Annotated in this window: 25 protein-coding genes and 1 tRNA gene; 2 read left to right on the top strand and 24 right to left on the bottom strand. The window is 43.9% G+C overall.

Annotated features, from left to right (window positions below):
- Window positions 1-68: 68 nt before the first annotated feature.
- From radC to BTO28_RS06230, 6 genes are all read right to left on the bottom strand, one after another.
- Window positions 69-776, bottom strand: coding sequence for a RadC family protein (radC, locus tag BTO28_RS06255; protein WP_076764677.1), 708 nt, complete (start codon window positions 774-776; stop codon window positions 69-71).
- A complete protein-coding gene (locus BTO28_RS06250; protein WP_076764676.1) occupies window positions 766-1,380 on the bottom strand; it encodes a Maf family protein in 615 nt (204 codons plus the stop codon). The genes radC and BTO28_RS06250 overlap by 11 nt, the downstream gene beginning before the upstream one ends.
- Before the next feature lie 99 nt (window positions 1,381-1,479).
- Window positions 1,480-2,067: an SPOR domain-containing protein gene (locus BTO28_RS06245; RefSeq protein ID WP_076764675.1), complete on the bottom strand. Its 588-nt coding sequence runs from the start codon at window positions 2,065-2,067 to the stop codon at window positions 1,480-1,482.
- Window positions 2,068-2,146: 79 nt separating this feature from the next.
- Window positions 2,147-2,902 (bottom strand): prepilin peptidase, encoded by a 756-nt coding sequence (locus tag BTO28_RS06240; RefSeq protein ID WP_076764674.1) that lies wholly within the window; start codon window positions 2,900-2,902, stop codon window positions 2,147-2,149.
- Between the two features lie 72 nt (window positions 2,903-2,974).
- The gene (locus BTO28_RS06235) at window positions 2,975-4,264 is read right to left on the bottom strand and encodes a bifunctional folylpolyglutamate synthase/dihydrofolate synthase (protein WP_076764879.1); all 1,290 of its coding nucleotides are present in this window, start codon (window positions 4,262-4,264) and stop codon (window positions 2,975-2,977) included.
- A gap of 69 nt (window positions 4,265-4,333) precedes the next feature.
- Window positions 4,334-6,976 carry a valine--tRNA ligase gene (locus BTO28_RS06230; RefSeq protein ID WP_076764673.1) on the bottom strand — a complete coding sequence of 881 codons (2,643 nt, stop codon included), beginning with the start codon at window positions 6,974-6,976 and terminating at the stop codon, window positions 4,334-4,336.
- Window positions 6,977-7,174: 198 nt separating this feature from the next.
- On the opposite strand from BTO28_RS06230, the gene BTO28_RS17440 reads away from it, so the two are divergent.
- Window positions 7,175-7,360, top strand: coding sequence for a hypothetical protein (locus tag BTO28_RS17440; protein WP_083711335.1), 186 nt, complete (start codon window positions 7,175-7,177; stop codon window positions 7,358-7,360).
- On the opposite strand, the gene BTO28_RS06220 is transcribed toward BTO28_RS17440, so the two are convergent.
- From BTO28_RS06220 to BTO28_RS06185, 8 genes are all read right to left on the bottom strand, one after another.
- Window positions 7,320-7,997 carry a hypothetical protein gene (locus BTO28_RS06220; protein WP_076764671.1) on the bottom strand — a complete coding sequence of 226 codons (678 nt, stop codon included), beginning with the start codon at window positions 7,995-7,997 and terminating at the stop codon, window positions 7,320-7,322. The two genes, BTO28_RS17440 and BTO28_RS06220, sit on opposite strands and share 41 nt — an antisense overlap.
- A 215-nt stretch (window positions 7,998-8,212) precedes the next feature.
- Window positions 8,213-9,502, bottom strand: a complete 1,290-nt coding sequence (gene hemL / locus BTO28_RS06215) for a glutamate-1-semialdehyde 2,1-aminomutase (protein ID WP_076764670.1) — start codon at window positions 9,500-9,502, stop codon at window positions 8,213-8,215.
- Window positions 9,503-9,520: 18 nt separating this feature from the next.
- The gene (hemB, locus tag BTO28_RS06210) at window positions 9,521-10,498 is read right to left on the bottom strand and encodes a porphobilinogen synthase (RefSeq protein ID WP_076764669.1); all 978 of its coding nucleotides are present in this window, start codon (window positions 10,496-10,498) and stop codon (window positions 9,521-9,523) included.
- Between the two features lie 7 nt (window positions 10,499-10,505).
- Window positions 10,506-11,279: a uroporphyrinogen-III synthase gene (locus BTO28_RS06205; protein ID WP_076764668.1), complete on the bottom strand. Its 774-nt coding sequence runs from the start codon at window positions 11,277-11,279 to the stop codon at window positions 10,506-10,508.
- Window positions 11,276-12,202: a hydroxymethylbilane synthase gene (gene hemC, locus BTO28_RS06200; RefSeq protein WP_076764667.1), complete on the bottom strand. Its 927-nt coding sequence runs from the start codon at window positions 12,200-12,202 to the stop codon at window positions 11,276-11,278. Before hemC ends, BTO28_RS06205 begins: the two co-directional genes overlap by 4 nt.
- A 35-nt stretch (window positions 12,203-12,237) precedes the next feature.
- Entirely contained in the window at window positions 12,238-13,071 is an 834-nt protein-coding gene (locus BTO28_RS06195) for a cytochrome C assembly family protein (RefSeq protein ID WP_076764666.1), read from the bottom strand.
- A 13-nt stretch (window positions 13,072-13,084) separates the two neighbouring features.
- The gene (hemA, locus tag BTO28_RS06190; protein ID WP_076764665.1) at window positions 13,085-14,428 is read right to left on the bottom strand and encodes a glutamyl-tRNA reductase; all 1,344 of its coding nucleotides are present in this window, start codon (window positions 14,426-14,428) and stop codon (window positions 13,085-13,087) included.
- A gap of 1 nt (window position 14,429) precedes the next feature.
- Complete coding sequence (locus BTO28_RS06185; protein WP_076764664.1) at window positions 14,430-14,654, bottom strand: hypothetical protein; 225 nt, start codon at window positions 14,652-14,654, stop codon at window positions 14,430-14,432.
- Between the two features lie 85 nt (window positions 14,655-14,739).
- On the opposite strand from BTO28_RS06185, the gene BTO28_RS06180 reads away from it, so the two are divergent.
- The gene (locus BTO28_RS06180) at window positions 14,740-15,231 is read left to right on the top strand and encodes a hypothetical protein (RefSeq protein WP_076764663.1); all 492 of its coding nucleotides are present in this window, start codon (window positions 14,740-14,742) and stop codon (window positions 15,229-15,231) included.
- A gap of 80 nt (window positions 15,232-15,311) precedes the next feature.
- On the opposite strand, the gene yihA is transcribed toward BTO28_RS06180, so the two are convergent.
- The 10 genes from yihA to BTO28_RS06130 form a co-directional block, all read right to left on the bottom strand.
- Window positions 15,312-15,938, bottom strand: a complete 627-nt coding sequence (gene yihA / locus BTO28_RS06175) for a ribosome biogenesis GTP-binding protein YihA/YsxC (protein ID WP_076764662.1) — start codon at window positions 15,936-15,938, stop codon at window positions 15,312-15,314.
- Complete coding sequence (gene lon / locus BTO28_RS06170; RefSeq protein WP_076764661.1) at window positions 15,935-18,259, bottom strand: endopeptidase La; 2,325 nt, start codon at window positions 18,257-18,259, stop codon at window positions 15,935-15,937. The genes yihA and lon overlap by 4 nt, the downstream gene beginning before the upstream one ends.
- Window positions 18,260-18,410: 151 nt before the next feature.
- The gene (gene clpX, locus BTO28_RS06165; RefSeq protein WP_076764660.1) at window positions 18,411-19,676 is read right to left on the bottom strand and encodes an ATP-dependent protease ATP-binding subunit ClpX; all 1,266 of its coding nucleotides are present in this window, start codon (window positions 19,674-19,676) and stop codon (window positions 18,411-18,413) included.
- A gap of 197 nt (window positions 19,677-19,873) precedes the next feature.
- Window positions 19,874-21,160, bottom strand: a complete 1,287-nt coding sequence (gene tig, locus BTO28_RS06160) for a trigger factor (RefSeq protein WP_076764659.1) — start codon at window positions 21,158-21,160, stop codon at window positions 19,874-19,876.
- 120 nt (window positions 21,161-21,280) lie between these two features.
- Window positions 21,281-22,240 (bottom strand): tetratricopeptide repeat protein, encoded by a 960-nt coding sequence (locus BTO28_RS06155; protein ID WP_076764658.1) that lies wholly within the window; start codon window positions 22,238-22,240, stop codon window positions 21,281-21,283.
- A gap of 417 nt (window positions 22,241-22,657) precedes the next feature.
- Window positions 22,658-22,734 (bottom strand) — tRNA-Arg (locus tag BTO28_RS06150).
- A 161-nt stretch (window positions 22,735-22,895) separates the two neighbouring features.
- Window positions 22,896-23,405, bottom strand: coding sequence for a metallophosphoesterase (locus BTO28_RS06145; RefSeq protein WP_076764657.1), 510 nt, complete (start codon window positions 23,403-23,405; stop codon window positions 22,896-22,898).
- The gene (locus BTO28_RS06140) at window positions 23,402-24,010 is read right to left on the bottom strand and encodes an XTP/dITP diphosphatase (protein WP_076764656.1); all 609 of its coding nucleotides are present in this window, start codon (window positions 24,008-24,010) and stop codon (window positions 23,402-23,404) included. Before BTO28_RS06140 ends, BTO28_RS06145 begins: the two co-directional genes overlap by 4 nt.
- Entirely contained in the window at window positions 24,007-24,762 is a 756-nt protein-coding gene (gene rph / locus BTO28_RS06135) for a ribonuclease PH (RefSeq protein WP_076764655.1), read from the bottom strand. The genes BTO28_RS06140 and rph overlap by 4 nt, the downstream gene beginning before the upstream one ends.
- A 70-nt stretch (window positions 24,763-24,832) precedes the next feature.
- Window positions 24,833-25,852: a GerMN domain-containing protein gene (locus BTO28_RS06130; protein WP_158068786.1), complete on the bottom strand. Its 1,020-nt coding sequence runs from the start codon at window positions 25,850-25,852 to the stop codon at window positions 24,833-24,835.
- Window positions 25,853-25,905: the final 53 nt, after the last annotated feature.

The raw sequence follows: 25,905 nt of genomic DNA, 5'->3' as shown, positions 1-25,905 counted from the left end.
AATTGTACGAAAATCTGCTCAAAAACCATAACTATTATTATAGCGGAACGAAAAAAAAAATCATAGCGTTATAAATAACCTTTTTCTTTCAAACTGACAAATTTCTTCTCTCCGATGATAAGGTGGTCAAGCACGTCAATCCCAAGAATTTTCCCGCATTCGACAAGCCGTTTTGTCACATCTATGTCTTCTCGGCTCGGTGATGGATCGCCTGAAGGATGGTTATGCAAACATACAATCGATGCAGCAGATCGTCTAAACGCTTCTTTAAACACTTCACGCGGATGCACGATGCTGGCGTTCAGGCTGCCGATAAAAAGTGTCTGTTTGTGCATCACCTGATTCTTTGTGTTCAAATATAAACAGACAAAATGTTCCTGGCTTAGAAACCTCATTTCCTCCATCATATAATTTGCTGCATCCTCCGGCGAACGAATCATAAATCGTTCTTCATATTTCAGACGGCCGAGGCGCCTGCCAAGTTCAAGTGCGGCCATAATCTGAACCGCTTTTGCAATGCCGATACCTTTTATAGCCGTAATTTCTTCAAGCGATGCATCTTTTAATAAACGAAGCCCTTCAAATTCATGTAAAATACGGTTGGATAACTGCAGGACCGATTCCTGTTTCGTTCCTGTCCGGAGTAAAATAGCTAGAAGTTCATGGTTAGAAAGACTTTGAGGTCCTGAACCAATCATACGCTCACGCGGGCGGTCATGGGGCGGTACGTCTCGAATCATCAGTGGCTGGGCAGGTAATAATTGATCATTTGCCATTAATCCATTCCCCCTCATTTTTAGAGGAAGAAAAGCTGCCAGTTATAATACCGAGATGTTTTAAATGGCGATAAAGAGAGGATAGCGGAAGACCGACGACCGTAAAATAATCACCGCGGATCGCTTTTACAAAGAGCGCACCGGCTGATTGAATGCCGTAGCCGCCCGCTTTATCAAATGGTTCGCCCGTCTCGATGTAAGAAGCTATTTCTTCCTCCGTCAATTCCCAAAATTCAACATTCGTTTTTTCATGAAAAATAACTTTTTCATTCCGTGTAATAATCGCCACCCCCGTGTATACAGAATGGCCAGTTCCGGAAAGTGAAGAAATCATTTCTGCAGCCTCCGCTTTGCCAGCAGGCTTACCGAGAATTTGTCCGTCCTTGACTACGACTGTATCTGCACCGATTACTGCCGCATCCGGATAAAGTGCAAAAACGGCTTCCGCTTTACGGAGAGCCAGCTGTTCAACAGCATCAGCAGGGGCTGTTCCCTTTGGTATGGTCTCATCTGCATCTGCAGGGTGGACAGTGTAGGAAATATTAACTTGTGATAGCAATTCTTTTCTGCGGGGCGACGATGAAGCAAGAATAATGTTGGTCAAAGAGGATCACCTTTCTATTTAGGGAATAGGGAGAATACGAGTTCATCATACCAAATAAAAGAAAATCCAACAAATAAAAACCTGCCGGATATTGGCAGGTTAAGGAGATAGCGCCTCTTTTAATTGATCCAGCCGTTTTTGGTGATCTGCTTCTGCGGAAAATGTCTTTTCGGCGCTTTCTGTCATCGAAGCGGACACCTCTTTCACGTATACAGCTGTACCCTTTTCCTCAATCAGCTGCGCTGCCTGGTCAGCTTCACTTTTAGAAAGATAAGCCCCGAATAAAAGCATATACTGTTCCCCATGTTTAATAATAGATGCCGGCATCTTCTTTGCTTTAGCCGTCTTCAACCCTTTCTTCGCAGTTTCTTCTGTCGAAAAGAGCCCTCCTTGAATGACCGACAGTTTCACTTTTCCGCGTTTCACTTCCTGTACAGGTGTCTTGCTTACAGCTGCTGCGGCCGGTTTTTCATCCGGCACATTAACTGCCCGGATCATTGTCACACCAAACAGTGTACCGGTGATAAGGGCTGACATTACGATCACAGCACCAGCTGCCGGGCGAATGATTGATTTTTTTTTCTGTATAACAATGGGTTCTGTTTCCGATTCTAGTTCCGCTTCCTCACCGGGCAATTGCCAGATGAGAACATCGCTGCGTTCATAAGACCAATCTGGCTCGTCCATGTTCATCCCTCCTATTTTTTATTATGTATACGATTAATGAGAGAAAAAAGAACAGGGTTTGAGACCACTGTTCATAACGTTAATAGAATGATAAATACCAAACGAGAAATGACTCACCTATGAATAGTGATGTAATGGTTCCTGCGGCAATCCAGGGACCAAATGGAAATGGAACACCTTTCTTGACGTTCCCCCTCATTAGGCCGACAATACCCGCTAGTGTACCGAACAATACAGAAAAGAAAAAGGAAAGCAAAAACCCTGTGAATCCAAGACTTAAGCCAATGACTGCAAATAGCTTTATATCTCCCGCTCCCATGCCCCCTTTAGAAACAATCGCAACTAGCAAGGGCAGCAAAAATCCACTAACAAAACCAAATGCTGCATCCTGCCATGGTATGACAGGAATGACAGCTTGCTCTAATATAAACACAAAGAAAAAATACAACAAAATCGAATTCGGGATAATCATGTAAACAAAATCAGAAACTATGATAATCATGAGTAGAGAAATCAACGTTATGGCGGCAATCCATTCTTTCGTAAATCCAAATTGCCAATAAGCTGCCACCCATAAACAGCCTGTCAACATTTCAATTTGAACATATACGGGTGAAATAGGTGTTTGACAGGCGCGGCATTTTCCACGTTGCAAGACATAAGAAATAACCGGAATTAACTCAAATAGCGACAATGTTTTTTTACAAACAGGACAAGCACTTCGTGGACGAATAACCGATTTTCCAACTGGTATTCTTATGCCCGCTACATTAAAGAATGACCCGCAAATAAGTCCGTACGTAAAAATAAACAACGAAAAGAGTATTGCCTCCATTACGATTTCCCCCTATCAAAATTCCTGCTTACATGTCACATTATATAGAAAGAAAGGGTGTTCATCATTTTTTCAGCAAAACATGCTCCTTTTTACCTCAGAAATAAAGTAAAGAGAACCCGTAATTAAAAGGATATGATCCTGAGTAGCGTTAGCTTTAAATGAACGAATAATCGATTCGTACGAATCTGTTATCGCCTCTGTATCCGTTACAAAAATGGAGTAATCTTCTTTTTGGGCAGCTCTCGGAAAAGAAAACGGTACAAAATACAACTGGTCTGCTGCCGCTTTTAATTGATTGATCATGGCATCTAATGGTTTGTCTTTCATTGCTGCAAATAAAATGGTTATGTGTTTATTAGAAAACCGCTGTTCTAGTGTTTGAACAAGGGCCTTGATTCCTTCCTCATTATGAGCCCCGTCTGCAATAATAAGCGGGCTTTCTGAAATGGTTTCAAATCGGCCTGGCCAGCGGGCTTTTTTCAGTCCAATTTCGACGTGTTCATATTCGATTAAAAACGAATAAAAAGCACGTATAAAGTCAGCAGCCATGACCGCAAGCGCTGCGTTCTGCACTTGATGGATACCGGCTAATCCCGTTTCAAGATGATCCCTCTTGCTGAAAGCAGATTGAAAATGAAACTTCTCCCCCTTTTCGCTTGATCCGATCCATTCCGCACTAAAATCCCGGCCAGCCAGATAAACCGGTGCCTTTCTTTCTTTTGCTGTTCGGTCAATTACATCAAGGGCTTCAGGCTGATGGACGGAAGTGATAACCGGAACGCCGCTTTTAATAATGCCTGCTTTTTCAAATGCAATATCAGCCAGTGTATCACCAAGAAATGCAATATGATCCATTCCAATAGTCGTAATAATCGAGAGGATGGGATGAACAATATTCGTGGAATCCAAACGGCCGCCAAGACCGACTTCAAAAAGGACGATATCTACCGGATGAACAAACGCAAAATAATAAAACGCCATAGCCGTAATAATTTCGAACTCACTCGGTCCTCCAAATTCCATATCTTCCATTTCATCGGCTAGCAAGCGAATTTTTTTTGCAAGTTCCGTAATCTCTTCATCCGAAATCGAACGGCCATTTACACTGATCCGCTCATTAAATTGTTCTATATATGGCGAAGTAAACGTGCCGACTTCGTACCCGGCCTCATTCAAAATCGATCTCAGCATGGTGGTCGTCGAACCCTTTCCATTGGTTCCGCCTATGTGAACCGCTTTTAGTCTTTGTTCTGGATGATTCAGCTGCTCCATCATCCATTCCATGCGTGTAAGCCCAGGTTTAATCCCCGTACGAAGACGGCCATGTATCCACGAAATTGCTTCTTTATATGTTTCCATTCTTCCAGCTCCTTCTATGTACGAAAAAGACGAATCCGCCACATGAGCCGATCCGCCTTCTTCCATTCATTATTTCTTTAAGTCTTCAATCCGTGCTTCAACTGCCGCGAGTTTGGCACGATAATCGTTTTCTTTTGCGCGCTCTTCATCCACGACTTTTTGCGGCGCTTTTGCCATAAACCGCTCGTTTGAAAGCTTCTTCAACACACGATCCACTTCAGACTGCCATTTTGCTTTTTCTTTTTCAAGACGGGCAATTTCCTCATCAAGATTTAGTAATCCTGCAAGAGGCATAAACAGCTCCGCACCCGTGACAACAGCGGTCATTGATTTTGCTGGAGTTTCCGGAGCAAGTTCCATAACAAGCTCTTCCGGATTGCAGAAGCGCTCGATGTAGTAGCGGTTTTCTGTCAATGTCGAAAGAACGATCTCGTCTTTCGCCTTAATAACGAGCGGTACTTTTTTGCTCATCGGCGTGTTCACTTCCGCGCGGATATTACGAACAGCACGGATAATATCAACAAGCAGCTTCATATCCGCTGCCGCTTCTTTATTTGTCAAAGAGGTGTCCGCAACAGGCCACTTTGCCTCCACAATCGTTTCACCATTATGCGGCAGGTTTTGCCAGATTTCTTCTGTGATGAACGGCATAAATGGATGTAACAGGCGCATTGTATTGTCAAGAACATAGGCAAGAACGGAGCGCGTCATTTGCTTCGCCTGCTCATCTTCTCCGTACAACGGCAATTTCGCCATTTCTATGTACCAGTCACAGAAATCATCCCAAATAAAGTTGTAAAGCGTACGGCCAACTTCACCGAATTCATATTTTGCGGACAAATTTGTTACACTATCAATCGTATCGTTCAAACGCGTTAAAATCCATTCGTCAGCAACGGATTTTTTGCCGGATAAATCGATCTGCTCGTACGTCATTCCGTCCATGTTCATAAGAGCAAAACGGGATGCATTCCAAATTTTATTAGCAAAGTTCCAGACGGCTTCTACTTTTTCCGTTGAATAGCGCAAATCCTGCCCTGGGGAGCTCCCTGTCGCGAGGAAATAGCGCAGTGAATCCGCTCCGTATTGGTCGATGACTTCCATTGGATCCACACCGTTACCAAGTGATTTTGACATTTTACGGCCTTCCGCATCACGGACAAGGCCGTGAATAAGAACATCTTTAAACGGACGTTCGCCTGTAAATTCAAGCCCCTGGAAAATCATCCGGGATACCCAGAAGAAAATAATATCATAGCCTGTTACGAGAGCAGCTGTCGGATAGTAGCGTTTAAACTCAATTGATTCTTTGTCCGGCCAGCCCATCGTTGAAAACGGCCATAAAGCAGATGAGAACCACGTATCAAGCACGTCGTTATCCTGCTCCCAGTTTTCTGCATCTGCCGGCTCTTCATGGCCGACGTACACTTCTCCCGTTTCTTTATGATACCAGGCTGGAATGCGGTGACCCCACCATAATTGACGGGAAATACACCAGTCGCGTATATTATCCATCCAATGTAAATATGTTTTCTCGAAACGATCCGGCACAAAATTTACTTTTTCATCTGTTTTTTGCAAATCAACTGCCGCTTTTGCAAGAGGTCCCATTTTAACGAACCATTGCGTTGACAAATACGGTTCAACAACTGCGCCGCTGCGCTCCGAATGTCCGACCGAATGAAGATGCTCTTCAATTTTGAATAAAACGCCTTCTTCCTGAAGGTCCTTTACAATTTGCTTTCGGCAGTCAAAACGGTCCATCCCGTTATATTTGCCTGCTTCTGCATTCATCGTGCCATCCTCGTTCATAACTAGAATGCGCGGCAAATCATGGCGGTTTCCGATTTCAAAGTCATTCGGGTCATGCGCCGGCGTAATTTTTACCGCGCCGCTTCCGAATTCCTGGTCGACATAGTCATCACCGACAATCGGAATGATCCGGCCTGTAATCGGAAGAACAACATTTTTACCGATTAAATGCTTGTACCGGGCATCTTCTGGGTGCACGGCAACCGCTGTATCCCCAAGCATCGTTTCTGGGCGCGTCGTCGCAACTTCAATATATCCCGAACCATCTTCAAGCGGATATTTCATATGATAAAACGCGCCCTGCACATCTTTATATATGACTTCAATATCAGAAAGAGCTGTTTTTGTTGACGGGTCCCAGTTAATGATATATTCCCCTCGGTAGATTAAGCCTTTTTCATACAGCTTGACAAACACTTCACGCACCGCTTTTGACAGGCCTTCATCCAGTGTAAAACGCTCCCGGCTGTAATCCAGTCCTAGACCAAGCTTTGCCCACTGCTCACGAATATGAGAAGCATACTCTTCTTTCCACTTCCATGACTCCTCTAGAAATTTCTCACGGCCCAGATCGTAGCGGGTCGTCCCCTCTTCTTTCAGTTTTTGCTCCACTTTTGCCTGCGTCGCAATACCTGCGTGATCCATCCCCGGCAGCCAGAGCACATCATAGCCTTGCATTCGTTTCATACGCGTTAAAATATCTTGCAGCGTTGTATCCCATGCATGCCCAAGATGAAGCTTTCCCGTCACGTTCGGCGGTGGAATCACAATCGTATACGGTTTCTTCGATTCATCGTTTTTTGCTTCAAAAAATTTGCCGGCTGTCCACCAGTCGTAACGTCCTTTTTCGATCGTCTGTGGATCGTATTTTGTCGGCATAGTTGTTTCATTTTGTGCCATTATGTTTCTTCCTCCTTAACGAAAAAAAGCCCCGTCGTCTGAAAAGGACGAAGAGGATTGTTCGCGGTACCACCTTTTCCAGGTCCACACTTTTCTTTTGAATACCATTATCTTATCCGAAACTGCCAAAGTCCGTCAACCTTGCTCACACGTTTTTCCCCTTTTTACATACAATGAGAAAAAAGGCAGGTGTTCTGAATGATGCGCCATTATGATCGGTGGCCGCCCTGGCTCCGTCAATGCCGCTTTTTTGCGTGCCGGATCATTGTTCCTTTTTGCTGCTTTCAAGGAATCCGTACACTTTTCTTTCCAACAACATTTGATGTCATCTTACTTTCCATTCTTATTCTTCTGGCGGCTGGGCTTCACCTTGAGTGGATATAAGTTCAACATCACCCGATTTCTCAATTGAGAAGCGCCACTGTGCCTGCTGATCGGACCGTTCTCCAAGCCAGCTGAATATAGATGATTCTTCAGTGTTTCCTTTTTGCACAAGAACAGATGCTTCTTCCTCCACAACAGGGGATTCATCTGATAGTGCCTCAAGTCCTTCCTCTTCTATAACAACATGCTTATCATGCTCGTCATATGATTTTGTCTCAAGCGCCGCCTCTTCCATGACAGGCAGCTCATCATTGAAATTTGCTTGAGGTACTACCGGTGTTTCTTGATATCCAACTAGAGCGACTGCAAGCTCGGCTGTGAGCATAAGGCGGCCTGGCTTTTGTACGTCGTAGTCAAATGAATGAATTTGAATATCTGAGTCCGACGCTGCCTGACGGTGTGGCGGTATAAATGCATGAACAGGTATGTGACGGAAAAATTGGCGAATATTTTCCTCTTCTTCTGTGTCAATAAGATATTCTCCCGTTACTTCTATTGTACCGGTAAGAGTTGTCCCTTCCTTTCTCGGTTCGATTATCACCTGCGGGTCGAGTGAAATAGACAGCAGCTCCTCTACATTTTCACCGTCCGGAAATACTACATCTTCTTGAATGGAAACAAAAAATAAATCATCCATTACAATCACTCCTTTTCGCGCTATTGTATGCATAAGAGGCACGAAAAAGAAGTGTTTTTAACACCAATCCTTTCTTCTTTCATTCAATGATAGCGGAGGAAAAGAGCGGTCCTTATTCGGTTTAGTCTATTCGTCCATAAAAAAAAGCAGAAAGCCATTAAAAAGCGGCTTTCTGCTTTTTTACTAATATTGCAGCACAGCTGATTATGAAATCATTATTTTTTTAACCGGCTGAATGCTTTATCCGCTGCTTCAATTGTTTTTTCAATATCTCCATCTGAATGGGCTGTCGATAAGAATAGTCCTTCAAACTGCGATGGCGGCAGGAAGACGCCCTCCATTGCCATTTCACGAAAATAATCCGCGAATAAGGCTAGGTCCGAGTTTTTCGCATCATCGTAGTTGCGAACTGGCCCTTCATGGAAGAAGAATCCGATCATAGAACCTGCACGGTTAAATGTAATAGGAATACCATGCTTTTTCGCTGCTTCTGTCAGCCCTTTTTCCAGAAGATCCGCTTTACGGGTAAATTCCTCATATGAAGCAGGTGTAAGCTGGCGTAATGTTTCAAGTCCCGCCGTCATTGCCATCGGGTTTCCGGATAAAGTACCGGCTTGATAAATGGAACCAGCCGGCGCAATGTTGTTCATAATTTCCGCTTTCCCTCCATATGCTCCAACTGGCAGTCCACCACCGATTACTTTTCCGAGGCACGTAATATCTGGCGTGATGCCAAAGTGGCCTTGCGCACAGTTGTAGCCAACACGGAAGCCTGTCATGACTTCATCGAAAATTAAAAGTGCTCCATTTTGTTCAGTCACTTCACGCAACCCTTCAAGGAAGCCCGGCTGTGGCGGAACAACACCCATGTTTCCGGCAACAGGTTCCACAATAATACATGCAATATCATCACCGAACTGTTCAAACGCATATCGGACACTCTCTAAATCATTGTAAGGCACGGTAATTGTATTTTTCGCGACAGTTTCAGGTACTCCCGGGCTGTCAGGCAGACCTAGTGTTGCGACCCCAGAACCCGCTTTAATTAAAAGAGAGTCACCGTGGCCGTGATAGCATCCTTCAAATTTTAAAATTTTATTTCTGCCAGTATAACCGCGTGCAAGGCGAAGTGCACTCATCGTTGCTTCTGTACCGCTTGACACCATGCGGACGACTTCAATCGAAGGAACGCGTTCAATGACGAGCTCAGCCATTTCATTTTCGAGTAATGTCGATGCACCGAAACTTGTGCCTGTTTCCGCTGTTTTTTTGAGTGCTTCCACCACCCGTTCATTCGTGTGCCCTAAAATAAGCGGGCCCCATGATAACACATAATCAATATATTCATTGCCATCAATATCAAATATATGTGACCCTTTTCCGCGCTCCATAAAAATTGGATCAATGTTGACTGATTTAAACGCACGAACCGGACTGTTTACACCGCCCGGCATCATTTTTACTGCTTCTTTAAATGCTTCTTTAGACTTTTCTAATGAACGCATGAATAGAACCCCTTCCTTTTATTGTTCGCTTAACCAGCGTGCTGCATCTTTCGCATGATACGTCATAATTAAATCTGCGCCTGCACGTTTCATGCTCGTTAATTTTTCCAGCACGATCGCTTTTTCATCGATCCATCCGTTCATCGCCGCCGCTTTCACCATGGCGTATTCTCCGCTTACATTATAAGCAACGACCGGTGCATCAAATTCGTTTCGCACATCACGAATAATATCCAAATAGGATAGAGCTGGTTTTACAATTAAGAAGTCTGCCCCCTGGTCAATATCAGCAGCTGCTTCACGCATCGCTTCACGGCGGTTTGCCGGATCCATTTGGTACGTTTTCCGGTCGCCAAACTGAGGTGTGGAATCTGCTGCATCTCTGAACGGTCCGTAAAATGCGGACGAGTATTTAACGGCATAAGACATAATCGGAATTTCTGTATAGCCTGCCTCATCGAGACCATGACGAATCGCCTTGACGAAACCGTCCATCATGTTAGACGGCGCAATAATATCCGCTCCTGCTTCCGCCTGGCTGACTGCTGTTTTTACAAGCAAATCAAGCGATGGATCATTTAAAACGCTGCCACCTTCAACTACGCCGCAATGTCCATGATCTGTATACTCACAAAGGCAGGTATCCGCAATGACTAAAAGATCAGGGTATTGCCCTTTAATGTATCGTGTCGCCTGCTGGACGATCCCGTGATTGTGGTAGGCTCCTGTTCCAACAGCATCTTTCTCATCCGGAACACCAAATAAAATAACGGATTTAATGCCAAGACTGACAATTTCATCGAGTTCTGCTTTTACATGATCAAGCGACAGCTGGAATACACCAGGCATTGACGATACCTCTGTTCGAACGCCATTTCCTTCTGTAATAAACATTGGATAAATAAAGTCATTTACACTCAATGTTGTTTCGCGGACTAATGCACGCATATTGGCACTTTGACGAAGTCTGCGGTGTCTCGCAAATTCATTTGTCATTTTCTCGTCACTCCTCATAAAAGCTGCTCATTTCTTCAACGAGCGCATCAATGGTATATTCTTCAGGACAAACAGAGACTGCAAGCCCATATTTCAATGCTTCTTGTTTTGTTACCGGTCCTATACAAGCAAAATCCGCTTTAGGAATCGGTTCGTTCTCTTCCTTAATCGTTTGAATAAAATGCCTTACCGCGGATGGACTTGTAAAGGTAAACATATCCGCTTGTTTACGCCGGATAAGATCAAGCAATTTCACTTTTTCATCATCCGGAAAATACGTTTCATATACGATCCAGTCATCTGCTGCAGCACCGGTTTGGCGAATTGTGTGACCGATTATATCTCGTGCAAGGTTTCCTTTTGGAATGAGGGCTTTTCTCGGTGTAAACCTGCCTGCTATTATATCGTTAGCCAGATCATCCGCAGAAAACCGATCCGGAATATAAGAAACCGTCACACCGTATTTTTCCAGCACCTTTGCTGTTTTCGTCCCAATCGCCGCAAACTTCGACGGAATTTTTTTCACTTCAATGTTTGACCTGCTCAATTTTTCTATAAAGAACTCAGCGCCATTTTTGCTTGTGATAATAATCCAATCATATGTAAATAGTTGACTTAACACTTCATCATCTCGTATGTCTTCACACATACGGAACGCGATAAGCGGCACTGCGTATGCTGTGCCGCCCGCTTTTTCTATTTTATCAATAAACGGTGCTGCCTGTCCCGCGGGACGCGTTACAACAATTCGTTTTCCTGATAACGGCTGATCCGTTTTCACTGTGATTCCGCTCTCGCTGCTTCGATCAATTGTGCGGCGCCACGCTCTTTTAACAGGCGTGCAGCTTCTATCCCGATCTGTTCTGCATCGCTGCCTGTCACCGTTTCTTTTAAAACTGTATTGCCATCGGATGAAGCGACTAGTGCTGTCAAAGATAGGTTCTCTCCGTCAACTTTCGCAAATCCGGCAACCGGCACCTGGCACCCGCCGTCAATGGCTGATAAGAAAGCACGCTCTGCTGTAGTTGTTTTTTTCGTGTTTTCACACGTGAATTTTGCTAACAGTTCTAGTAATTCTGAATCATTTTCACGGCATTCAATCGCAAGCGCTCCTTGTCCAACAGCCGGAACTGACAGCTCATCATCTAAAAATTCGGTTACGACATCCGAAGACCAGCCCATTCGTGCAAGACCAGCTGCGGCTAAAATGATGGCGTCATATTCTTCATTCTCAAGTTTTTGAAGGCGCGTATCAATATTCCCGCGAATCCATTTAATTTCAATGTCAGAACGAACCGAAAGGAGCTGAGCGGCGCGGCGAAGACTGCTTGTGCCGATAATTGAACCGGAAGGAAGATCACGAAATGTTGCATGGCCTTTTGAAATGAACGCGTCACGGTGGTCTTCACGAGCGGGAACCGCACCGATCACAAGCCCTTCAGGCAGCACGGCCGGCATATCCTTCATGCTGTGAACCGCCATGTCAATCTCACCGTCAAACATCGCCTGTTCAATTTCCTTAACGAAAAGACCTTTTCCGCCGACTTTTGACAATGTTACATCTAATATACGGTCACCTTTTGTGACGATTTCTCTCACTTCAAATTCTGTTTCAGGAGATAGTTTTTTCAATTGATCGATGACCTGATTTGTCTGCGTTAACGCAAGACGGCTTTTTCTTGATCCAACAATAATTTTCCGCATAATACCATACCCTCCATGTAAACCGAAAGCCGGCGTCACGAATACCAGAAATGGAATGTCGACAGCCGGCTTCCGAGGAAAAAGTTAATTAATATGATAAGGAATGCACCTGCATTAATCCATGCAAGCGTTCTTCCAGACAAACCTTTTCGTACTTTGACATATAAAAATGCACTATATACAAATAGTAAAACAAATGAGGCAATAATTTTCAAATCAAACCAGCTGACATCAGGCAGTTTAATGGTTTTCCAGACAAGTCCGAGAATAAGGCTGAGCAGTAAAAGCGGAACACCCATTGCATTTAACACGACCGATAATTTTTCAAGCTGTCCAAGATCACCGAGCCTCCAAAGCCGCTCGTTCCACTTTTTCATTTTTAACAGCCGGTACTGCAGCAAATAAAGGGCTGAGAAAATGAAAGAAAGAGAAAAGGCTCCATATGATAAAATCGCCATCGTTATATGAATAAGCAAAAGTTCCGAAACAAGTTTTTCAGCTGCTGCCTGCGATTCAACTTGTATCGGTGCAAAGGTGTGCACCGTCATTATTAAAAAGCCGATCACATTTGTAAAAAGAACAGTAAAATCCATTCGAAGCAGTTTATTTAAAATAAGGGAGGCCGTCAGCAGAACCCATGCATAAAAATAAAGCCCCTCAAATATCGTGAGGACCGGGAATCTGCCTGTGTTATACATATAAAGACATAAAAAAATTGTTTGAAGACCCCAAACAATCGATAAAATCCAGAAGGCAATTTTATTCGCCTTCTGGTTGCGCTGTACAAAATCCAGGAAATAGAGTAATACGCTTACTGCATATAGAATAATCATCAATTCATGAAGCCGGGTCATTCCCTGTTCAAACATCGCGTTACCTCACTTAAAACTGGAGTAAAGGCTTTGCCTGAACTGACTGAACGCGCTCTTCTTCTGCCTGTGCCTGCTTCAATCCTTTCACATCTTCTTCAATATTGAAGATTTGCATGAACAATTCAAGCTTTTCTGCTGCACGTTTATCGCCTGCCAGTTCCTTCGCCTGCAAAATAGGATCTTTCAACATTTGATTCACGATGCTTTTCGTATGCTTGCTTAACACTTTCCGGTCGCGTTCGCTTAAATGGGATAGCTTTCGATCCAGGCTCTCCATTGTTTCCGACTGAATCGCCAATGCTTTTTGGCGAAGGGCAGAAATAACCGGCACCACTCCAAGCAAGTTTAGCCATTCATTAAAAGAAACAATCTCTTCTTCAATCATGAGACCGATGTTAGCGGCAGCTTTTTCCCGTTCAGCCATGTTCGCCTGCACAATGCCTTCCAGATCATCAATATCATAAAGAAAAACGCTTTCTATATCCGCAATTTCCGGTGCGATATCACGGGGAACAGCAATATCCACCATGAAAAGCGGACGTCCCTTGCGCAATTTTTGCACGTTTGTCATTAAGTCTTTCGTAATGACATATTCTTTTGAACCCGTTGAGCTGATTAAAATATCCGCTTCCATGAGCGCACATTGCAATTCGTCCATCGTCTTTGCCTGTCCATTAAAACGTCCTGCAAGCGCCTCCGCTTTTTCAAATGTGCGGTTCATGACTGTCACTTTCGTCGCTCCGCTTCCATGCAGGTTTTTAATCGCTAGTTCGCCCATTTTCCCGGCACCGAGGACAAGGACATGACGTCCTTTCAAATTACCAAAAATTTTCTTTGCGAGTTCTACCGCTGCATAGCTGACGGAGACAGCATTTGCTCCGATTTCTGTTTCTGCATGTCCACGTTTGGCAAGCGTAATCGCCTGCTTAAATAAATGGTTGAACACAGTTCCTGTTGAACCCATATCCTGTGATTGCAAAAAGCTCTCACGAACCTGCCCGAGTATTTGCGTTTCCCCAAGAACCATAGAGTTTAAACCAGATGCCACACGGAAAAGATGTTCAACTGCGGCTTCCTGTTCATATATGAACAAAAAAGGCGTGAATTCTTCCTGTGCAATGTTGAACCATTTTGATAAAAATTCTTTAATATAATAACGGCCGGTATGCAGCTGATCGACGACCGCATAAATTTCTGTACGGTTACATGTCGAGATAATGACATTTTCGAGCACACTTTTTTGTTTTTGAAGCTCAGTCATAGCTGAAGCAAGCGTGTCCTCTTGAAAGGAAAGGCGCTCGCGAATTTCTACCGGGGCTGTTTTATAGTTTAATCCAACCGTAATGATATGCATGTTACTGCACCCCCGAAAACGAATCATTGTGATTCCCATTATACCATAATGAGAAATTTTTATTATCCACAATTTGTGAACATATGCTAACATAAATAGCAGTACTTTCTATACGATCAAAGACCACGAACGTGACAACAATCGCCACGTCTTTGTGACCCACATCCTGTGGAAACGGACCAAAGACTACGAGCGCGACAACAATCGCCACATCTTTGTGACCCACATCCTGTGGGCCTCTACTTTATAAATATTATCAAAAAGAAATCATTTTTGCAATAGAACGAATTTGAAAGCGGGGACGTTTAGAAATGAATGAACAGCGTGTTTTTCCGGGCATCATTTTAATTGGGTTCGGCTTGTATTTTTTCTTTCAGCAATCAGCTATTTTATGGGTAAAACCTTACCTTGGATGGCCGGCACTTTTGCTTATTACCGGAATTGCCTTTATTGCGCAGGGATATAAAAATGACGGGAATGGCATCCTGTCCGGTGTGGTGCTGACCGGCTTTGGAATACATTTTTACGTCATCGATTACCTCGGCTGGTGGGCGAATGATACAGGTGTGTTCATACTGATCATCGCACTTGGCTTTTTAGTACAGCATCAAAAAACGGGCAGTGGACTCTTTCATGGAATCTTATTTTTAGTGATTGCGGCAGTAACGCTGTTTTATAACACTGTAAAAGGCTGGTTTGGCGCATTTGAATCGATCTGGCAGTTTTGGCCGCTCATTTTAATCGCAGCGGGCGGATATTTGCTGTTTGTGAAAAAAGGGAATGGTCGGCCGTCAAAGAAATGACAGGGCAAAACCTGATATGTATTTTCTACGTGTTCCCATATAAAAAAACGCTGCTCCGTTTTCTATAGGAGCAGCGTTTTTTATTCTTCATCCATATCAATTTCAGCTTTGTACACCTTATCTTCGTACATCCGCTTTTTGACAGCTTTCCATACTTCGTCTTTTCCAAGTCCTGTTTCCGATGAAAAAACGATGATGTCATCTAAAGGATCGAAGTCAAGTGTTTCTTTAACGACTTTTAAATGTTTCTGCCATTTTCCTTTTGGAATTTTATCTGCTTTCGTTGCAATGACGATGGCCGGAATTTCATAGTGTTTTAAAAATTCATACATCGCTACGTCATCAGCAGACGGCGCATGGCGTAAATCGACAATATGGATACAAGCCGAGAGCTGGGGGCGGTCCGTCATATATGTTTCAATCATTCGTCCCCAAGCCTCGCGTTCTGTTTTTGCTACTTTCGCGTATCCATAACCGGGCACGTCAACAAAAAACAGCGTGTCTTCAATTTTATAAAAATTCAGTGTCTGTGTTTTACCGGGCTTTGAGGAGATACGCGCCATACTTTTTCTGCCGATCATCCGGTTTATAAACGATGACTTCCCTACATTTGAACGGCCGGCCAGTGCAAATTCCGGAAGTCCGAGATCCGGGTACTGGTGCGGTTTAGCGGCACTTATGACCAGTTCTACATTATTTACTTTCATGAACTGCTTCCTCCGATCGCGATATCCATCACTTCATCCATCGTCGACACAGGCAAAAATGTCAGCCCTTTGCGGATGCTTTCCGGTACATCATCGATATCTTTTTCATTATCTTTCGGCAAAATAATGGTTGTGAGACCAGCACGATGCGCACCGAGAGACTTTTCTTTCACACCACCAATTGGCAGCACCCGTCCACGCAAAGTTATTTCACCGGTCATACCGACATCCCTCCGTACAGGACGTCCTGTCAAAGCTGAAATGAGCGCAACAGCCATTGTAATACCTGCTGAAGGACCATCTTTTGGCACTGCACCTTCTGGAACATGAATGTGTATGTCATGATGCTCATGGAAATTCGTTTCAATGCCAAGTTCTTTCGCTTTTGAACGGACATAACTGAACGCCGTCTGTGCAGATTCTTTCATCACGTCGCCGAGTTTACCCGTTAAAAGAAGTTTCCCTTTTCCCGGTGAAAGTGATACTTCAATATGCAGTGTATCGCCTCCAACCGCAGTGTATGCGAGGCCATTAACTACACCGACTTGATCTTCTGTATCTGCCTGGCCATAACGAAAAATCCGCTTGCCGAGAAACTCCTGTAAATTTTTTTCCGTGACAGTCACACGTTTTTTCTCGCCTGAAACGATTTTCTTCGCTGCTTTCCGGCAAATGGCTGCCATCTGGCGCTCAAGACTTCTGACACCTGCTTCACGTGTGTAATAGCGGACGATATCACGAATCGCATCTTCTTTTAAGCGGAGTTGGTTCCCTGATAATCCGTTTTCTTTTACTTGCTTCTGAAATAAGTGATCTTTCGCAATGTGAATTTTCTCCACTTCCGTATAGCCGGCAATCGAAATAATCTCCATCCGGTCACGTAAAGGTCCCGGAATCGCACTTAAATCGTTTGCTGTTGCAATGAACATAACATTCGATAAATCGTACGTTTCCTCAATATAATGATCGCTGAAATTATGGTTTTGTTCTGGATCAAGCACTTCGAGAAGCGCAGACGAAGGATCTCCGCGGAAGTCGTTTGACATTTTGTCAATCTCATCAAGCAAAAAGACCGGGTTAATTGTTCCAGCTTTCTTCATCCCTTGAATAATCCGGCCTGGCATCGCACCGACATACGTGCGTCGGTGACCGCGAATTTCCGATTCATCTCGAACACCGCCAAGAGAAATGCGGATAAAATTGCGCCCAATCGATTCTGCAATTGAACGGGCAAGACTTGTTTTCCCTACGCCTGGCGGTCCAGCAAGACACAAGATCGGACCACGCAGCGACTGCGTCAATTGACGGACAGCTAAAAATTCAAGCACACGCTCTTTCACTTTTTCAAGCCCGTAATGATCACGGTTCAATACATCTTCGGCTTTGTTTACATTGAGATCGTCTTCTGTCGCTTTTGACCATGGCAATGTCACAAGCCATTCCAGATAGTTACGGATGACCGCACTTTCCGCAGCACTTTGTGGAATTTTTTCATAGCGATCAAGTTCTTTCAGCGCCGTCTTTTCAACATGTTCCGGCATGGAAGCGGCTAAAATTCGCTCTGTAAGTTCTTCCACTTCACCTGATTTTCCTTCTTTGTCGCCAAGTTCTTGCTGGATCGCTTTCATTTGTTCACGCAAGTAGTATTCTTTTTGCGTTTTTTCCATCGACGTTTTTACGCGCTGGCCAATTTTTTTCTCTAAATTCAATACTTCCCTTTCATTATGCAAAAGGGCAACGAGACGCTCCAGTCGTTCTTTCACTGGAAAAGTAGCTAATATTTCTTGCTTTTCTTTAACTTTTAACGAAATGTGTGAAGCCGCTATATCTGCCAGACGTCCCGGCTCTTCAATATCCGCTACGGAGCTGAGTGTTTCTGAAGATCCTTTTTTTGATAATTTCATGTACTGTTCAAATTGCTTTAACAGCATTCTCATAAGCGCTTCTGTTTCCGCATCTTTTTGCGTTTCTTCCTCATGCACTTCAACAACCGCTTCATAAAATGACTCCTGGTCAATAACGGAAATCAATTTTGCCCGGTCAAGCCCCTCAACGAGTACACGAATTGTACCATTTGGAAGCTTCAGCATTTGCTTTACTTTCGTTAGTGTACCGACTTCATATACATCGTCACCTGACGGGTCGTCAAGCTCTGGGTCTTTTTGTGCCGATAAAAAAACAAGCTGGTCATTTAACATCGCCTTTTCAAGCGCTTCAATGGAACGGTCCCGTCCAACATCGAGGTGCAGCACCATCGTCGGGTATACGTGCATACCTCTCAATGGCAAAAGTGGTACTGTATAAATCGTTTCTGCCTTCATCACTAATCCCTCCCTGCAAAAACCATCCCAGCATGTACTACCGGGGCGCTTCTCTTTCTTTTTTACTATCTTAACGTAAAATGACAGATGATGTCGATTGAAAAGAAGGGACAGCGCCATTTAGGCACTGTCCCCTTTTCAAATCACATCATTATGCAGATGTTTTATCAACGGAACCGACTTCTTCGCCATTTTCGTCAAGCAGCCTTGGCGGTGCCTGGTCCGTTACAGTTTCTTCCGTAATGACACATGTTTTAATATCATCGCGTGACGGAAGTTCATACATTACTTCAAGCATAATACTTTCAATGATTGAACGCAGTCCGCGCGCACCCGTTTTACGTTCGATCGCTTTTTTCGCAATTTCGCTTAATGCTTTATCGTCGAAATCAAGATCGACATCATCAAGCTCAAGCATTTTTTGGTATTGCTTCACAAGCGCATTTTTTGGTTTTGTCAAAATTTCAACGAGCGCTTCTTCGTCTAGCTGTTCAAGGCTTGCAATGACTGGAAGGCGGCCGATGAATTCTGGAATTAAACCGAAACGAAGCAAATCTTCTGGAACAAGCTGTGAAAGAAGAGACTTATCTTCCACTTCTTCTTTTTTCGTTTCAGAGCCAAAACCGATTACTTTTTGACCTAGGCGGCGTTTAATTATTTGCTCGACACCATCAAACGCTCCGCCGCAAATGAAGAGGATATTTGTTGTGTCAATTTGGATAAATTCTTGATGAGGATGTTTGCGTCCACCCTGTGGCGGCACACTTGCAACCGTTCCTTCCAAAATTTTCAGAAGCGCCTGCTGTACCCCTTCACCCGATACGTCACGGGTAATGGATGGATTTTCCGATTTACGGGCTACTTTATCAATTTCATCGATGTATATAATGCCTTTTTCGGCTTTTTCAACATCATAATCAGCTGCTTGGATCAGCTTCAGCAAAATATTTTCAACGTCCTCACCGACGTAGCCTGCTTCTGTTAATGAAGTGGCATCTGCAATCGCGAACGGAACGTTCAAAATACGTGCAAGCGTCTGAGCAAGAAGTGTTTTTCCGCTTCCTGTCGGTCCTATTAAACAAATGTTTGATTTGGATAATTCCACGTCATCCACTTTGCTGTTAGAATTGATGCGTTTGTAGTGATTGTAAACGGCAACAGCGAGTGATTTCTTCGCCCGTTCCTGCCCGATGACATATTCACCTAGAATTTCGCGAATTTGTGCCGGTTTCGGTACATCTTTAAACTCGACTTCTTCTTCTGTGCCAAGTTCTTCTTCTACGATTTCTGTGCACAGTTCAATACATTCGTCGCAAATATAAACGCCCGGCCCTGCTACGAGTTTACGCACCTGGTCCTGCGATTTGCCGCAAAACGAACATTTTAACTGTCCTTTTTCTTCATTGAATTTAAACATCTGGTTCACCCCTTATGCTATGTTGGTGCAGCCGGAAAAATTCATTTGACCGGATTTTTTATTGACTACCCTTAATTAAGTTATGTATCGCATTGTAGCATATTTGAAGGAAAACAAAAACGAAAAAGCGTTATAGGCATATTTCAAGGTAGAAAACAAGGCACGATCAAGTCGCGCCCTGTCAGTTTGTTCTTTTATTATGCACTAATTTTGCTGTTTTCCACAAGGAATTCGACTGCTTTGCGAATTTTCAAGTCCGCTTTCATACCGTCAAGGCTGCCAAGTGCTTTTTGGATATCTTCTTTAGAAAGGCCAAATTGTTCAGCCATTTTGCTTACTTCAGCATCAACGTCTTCATCTGTCGGTTCAAGGTTTTCAGCTACAGCAATTGCTTCAAGCGTCAAGCTAGTACGCACGCGTGTTTCCGCATTTTCTTTCATTTGTCCACGAAGGTCTGCTTCCGTTTGACCTGAGAACTGGTAGTAAAGATCAAGATTCATGCCTTGCATAGAAAGGTTTTGTGTAAATTCCTGCAGCATGCGGTCGATTTCACTGTCAATCATCACCTCAGGAACGTCTGTTTCTGCATTTGCTACAGCTTTATCGACAAGGTCATCACGCAATTTTTGCTCAGAAGCGCTTTGTTTTTGCTCAGCAAGACGCTCTTTGATTTTTGCTTTCAAATCAGCAAGTGTTTCTACTTCTTCATCTGTTTCTTTTGCAAAATCATCGTTTAACTCTGGAAGTTCCTGTGCTTTCACTTCATGAAGTTTCACTTTAAATACGGCTGGCTTACCTGCAAGCTCTTCTGCGTGGTATTCTTCTGGGAATGTCACTTCTACGTCTTTCTCTTCTCCCGCTTTCATGCCAACAAGCTGGTCTTCAAAGCCAGGGATGAAAGTACCAGAACCGATGACGATTGAATAGTTTTCAGCCTGTCCGCCTTCAAATGCTTCGCCATTAACGAAGCCTTCAAAATCGATCACAACTGTGTCGTCGTTTTCAACAGCACCGTCTTCTTTGACAACAAGCTCAGCGTGGCGTTTTTGCAAATCTTTCAGTTCTTGATCCACATCTTCGTCTGTTACTTCAGTGCTTTCTTTTGCTACTTCAAGACCTTTGTACTCTCCAAGCTTCACTTCAGGCTTAACTGTTACAGTCGCTTTGAAGATGAATGGCTTGCCTTTTTCGAATTGTTCTACATCGATTTCCGGACGGTCAACCGGTTCAATTCCCGCTTCATCAATTGCGTTGCTGTATGCTTCTGGAAGAATCGCATCAATGGCATCTTGGTAAAGAGCTTCAACGCCGAAACGCTGTTCGAATAATGGACGAGGCATTTTTCCTTTACGGAAGCCTGGAACATTAATTGTTTTTACGACTTTTTGGAACGCAGTGTCGAGTCCCTTTTTGACAGTTTCAGCATCAACTTCAACCGTGAGGACTCCTTGGTTGCCTTCTAATTTTTCCCACTTTGCAGACATAAAAAATTCCCTCCAACAATCTATTAATAAATATGAACGTTCGCCCTATGTACATTCTTTCTGATACAAAAAGGACACAATACGACTTTTACATTATACCATACAGCCGCTTTCTTTCAACTAAAAGGCTGAAATTTCATCGAGTTCCTGCATAAACAACAGCGCCTTTGCTGCCTCTTGATCAATGGTTGAAGATGAGTCCACAGATCGATAGAGCGATTCAATGTGAAGAATGGCCGCTTTTGACCAGACAGCCGCCTCTACGTCTGGATCAAATGGCTGCAACAAAAATAACTGCTGCTTAATAAGATCCATCACTTGCTCAAATAAAACCGGATTTTCCTGACCAATTGTTTCTTCCAGATGAGCAGCAGCTTCTTTGAAAAATGGCCGGCTAAAAGCTTCACTCGTTAACACCGGGATTATCTCTTTTTCAAAATGAAATTTCCGCACCGTCACTTTTTGTGTACTTCCGATTTCTGTAAGCAGACCGAGCGCCATAGACTGGATAAATGGGTGTTCAGACGGGTCGGCTAACAGATTAATGAGCTCCCTCTCATACGGCGACGCATCAAGTGTTGATAATTCCGCAAGTTTCATCATTTTTTCTTGCACGGTCTCATTTTTATTGAGAAAAGCAGAGGCAGACTCATATTGTTTGACGGTCATCCTGTCTGCAAGTGCTTTTAAATGAGCAAAGTGTTCATACCGGTCCGGAGGCAGACCTTCTTCGAGGAGCGCCGATAACGTGTCTGCCACTTCTTTAAACCGTTTTTTCTGAATAAGCATCAGTACATGCAGATCGAGAACATCAAAATAATGGCCTTCACCCGCGTGAAGCATTTCACGCGAAAGCTCAATCCCTTCATCTACACTGCCGCTTTCATGAAAAGCAATGAGAAGGGCCATTTTCAACTCTTCCGTGCGATCCGTTTCAAACCGAAGCGCTTCTTTATACAGCCGGATTGCATCATCGAACCTTTTTTCTTCCAGTGCGATCTGCCCTTCTTTTTCAAGGTGAGTTGATGTGCCCGGAAATTGAATGACGTTTCCTTTTTTGATCCGTTTCTTCTTTTTCATCCTTTTCCACCCGTTCATGTTTTATTAATTGAAGTGTAGCACGGCATTTATGGAAAGAACAGAAAAAAGGCGGTACGCCAAAACGTGGCAGACCGCCTTTTCTTAAATAACTTCAAATATGGGTTAACTGCCTCTCGAGTTCCACTATTTTTATTGAACTTATCCCTTTTATCCTGTGCCCCTTCTTTTTTAATTTCGAGTAACTCCTGTTCAATCATTAATTTGTTAAACTATCAGCTAATAGTTTTTGAACCTCTACTTTATTACAAATATTCTCTTCTGCTTTTTCACAAAATACTTCTCCATTAAACGAGCAAAGTACTTATTTAACTATCTCTCTGGAACGAATGTAAGTAAAAATGAAAAAAGACGATCCGCACCATTACGTGTCAGACCGCCTTTTTGAGTTTTTATGTATGGCGTCCCAGGAGAGATTCGAACTCCCGACCGACGGCTTAGAAGGCCGTTGCTCTATCCAGCTGAGCTACTGGGACATCATTTAAAGACAATATTTATAATAACAATGAGAATATAAGATGTCAACATGATTTTTTCATTTTAGAAGGAAAGACGGAAAAAATTTCTGAATCGATTCTGCTCCATGTGTCGTTGCCATCATGCCCCGCATCGAATGTACGGGGCGGTCTGGCAATGGTCAGCGGCTAAATGTTGCTTTCATGTCTTCTACTTCAACATGTTTTTCATCAAAAAAGCGGACGGTGATCTGAAGTTTGTCCACTTCGACGATGGCATAAGTTTTTTCGCTGCGCCCTCTCGGAAGGGAGATGCTGCCCGGATTCAAATAAATAATGCCGTCCTGTTTCTCGACACCCGCAGTGTGTGAGTGGCCAAAGAAAACGAAGTCAGCACTGTTTTCTTTCGCTTTGTATGAAAGATTCATGAGCGTCATTTTGACATTATACCGGTGGCCGTGCGTGACAAAAACCCGGCAGTCTTCCACGCTTTCCAATACATCATTCGGGTATTGATCCTCCGAATCACAGTTTCCCCTTACAATCGTATAGCCCTCAACAGCCGGGTTGTCAGCGAGCAGTTCCGAGTCGCCGCAATGAATCATCACATCCACATTTTCTTCGTAGCGCCGTTTTAAATCAGTTAAAATACTATCCCATCCATGGTTATCGCTGACAACAAGCATTCTCATTTTGGTTCACCCGCCAATTCTGGCAGCGCCGCCCGCAATTTTTGCAGCGCAATCGCCCGATGGCTGATTGCATTTTTTTCAGCGGCTTTCATCTGTGCCATCGTTCCATCAAATCCATCCGGAATAAATAGCGGATCGTATCCAAACCCGTTTACCCCTTGATCTTCATATGCAATTCGTCCTTCACAGGCACCCTCTACAATAATTGGTTCACGATTGTCCGGAAATGATACAGCCAACACACAGGTAAACCGGGCACTTCTTTTTTCCTCCTCTACACCGTCTAATTCTTCCAACACTTTCCTATTGTTCGCTTTGTCATCTTTTTCAAGCCCTGCATAACGGGCTGAATAGACGCCAGGTCTCCCATCTAAAGCATCAATAACGATTCCCGAATCATCAGCAATAGCCGGTCGTCCGGTTAAACGGGCTGCTGATTCTGCTTTCAACAGCGCGTTTTCCGCAAACGTTTCTCCCGTTTCTTCAACATCCGGCAGCTCCGGATAGTCAATTAATGTTTTAACGACAATACCGTACGGTTCAAACATTTGCACAAACTCTCTTGCTTTTCCTTCATTTTTTGTCGCAATAATGACTTCGTTCACAGTTCTGTCTTCCTTTCATTAATCAACTCCGCCGCCGTGCCGAGAACTTCTGACTGTATCTCAAATAGTTTTTTCATTCCGGATTGTGCGGCTCCAAGCAGCTGCTGCAGTTCCTCCATAGAAAATGTCGCTTCTTCCCCAGTGCCCTGCACTTCGACAAATTGACCCGAGCCGGTCATTACGACATTCATATCGACTTCTGCTGCGCTGTCTTCTTCATAATTTAAGTCTATCACGACACCATGCTCTTTGACGATTCCGACACTTGTCGCCGCTAAAAAATCTGTAATCGGGTAAGCAGGAAACTCTTTTTCAATGGAAAGGTTATGAAGAGCCATTGTCATTGCGACAAATGCCCCAGTAATGGCTGCGGTTCTTGTCCCGCCATCGGCCTGTATGACGTCGCAGTCCACCCATATTGTACGTTCACCAATTACGTCAAGATCCACGACTGCCCGCAGTGCCCGGCCAATTAGTCGTTGAATTTCCATCGTTCGTCCAGTCACTTTGCCTTTTGTCGATTCACGCATATTGCGCTGGCCAGTCGCTCGCGGAATCATCGCATATTCCGCCGTCACCCAGCCCTTTCCGCTTCCTCTCATAAACGGAGGAACACGGTCTTCAATGCTCGCTGTACAAATGACTTTCGTGTTGCCGATTGAAATTAAAACCGACCCTTCCGGATGTGTTAAAAAATCCGTTTCAATCTTGACCGGACGTAATTCATGTTCCGTTCGTCCATCTATGCGCATAGTTGATTCCCTCCGTTTTTAACTGTATCCGCTGTCCATTGTCCGGAATTTGTGTACGTCTGTCAATCGTTCATTCTGCTGAGACAGCCATTTCTTCATTCACAAATAAAGGAGCGGTGATCGAAGACGGCACTTGCTCTCCTGTTTCAAGCTGTATGTTCGGCTTTCCCTCCACTTGAATAGCGAAACTTTCAATGCCCGCTGATTCCGTTAGAGTAAAAGCTAGAGGCTTTAATACACGGCTGGAAATGAGCGGTTCTCCATTATTCTCTAAAATCGCTTCGTTAAAATGCAAAACAGCCCGTCCGTTTTTTACAGATGGTTCTTTAACAAGTTTCGTTCCAGCCATAAACTCGGATGTAAGTCCCTTGCCGGCTTCCGGCCCTTTTGACAGTTCAAGTACAGCGGCAGATATGAGATCTGATGTATCAGCCGAAATACGCCGTGTCACCGGTACATAATAGGGACCATTTTCATTTTGCGCCGTGAAGTATACCGTCAACGGTTTCGTCACACCTGAATTAACATAATCGGCATCCATATTAATCCCATCTTCCCTCTTCATTCCTGCCTCTGGAATAGGCATTCCTCCTACAGGCATTGTTTGAAGTCTTTTCCCATCTGTCTCAATATGAACTCGGTCTGCTTTTCCAAAACCGGTGACCGTCCACGTTATGGCCGCAGCGATATTTGCTTCGTCTTCAGGTGCATAATTTTTGAACGAACCGGATAGTTTAACGACAGCGGTGTTCCCCTCAATGGCTACATCATCGACAACGGTTCCTTCTGGAAGCGGCGCACGAAATCCTTTCGCAAATTCACCTTCAATTAAATATTGTAGTGCTGCTTTTTCTTCATTTTCTGTTTTTTCTATCGGCATTGACTGAGGTACGACAAGGTTAGCTTGGTCAATCACATACAGTTCCGCCATGATCGTCTCAATGGCTGACGCCGGTCTGTCCACTTCCGCTTCTGTATAGACAACTCTCTTCGGCAGCGCATCTGTTTCGCTGTCGTTTCCAAATGAATAACTGCAGCCTGACATGACCAAAACCGCGGCAGCAAGCAATGTTTTTTCGTATACACGCAAACAGATCGCCCTCCTGAATATGCAATGGTACATGTATATGAAACGCATTTTAT

The sequence above is a fragment of the Domibacillus epiphyticus genome (assembly GCF_001975785.1).
Classification (GTDB): domain Bacteria; phylum Bacillota; class Bacilli; order Bacillales; family Domibacillaceae; genus Domibacillus; species Domibacillus epiphyticus.
Note: the sequence above shows the minus strand (reverse complement) of the source record. Positions and strands in the feature narration are given on the sequence as shown.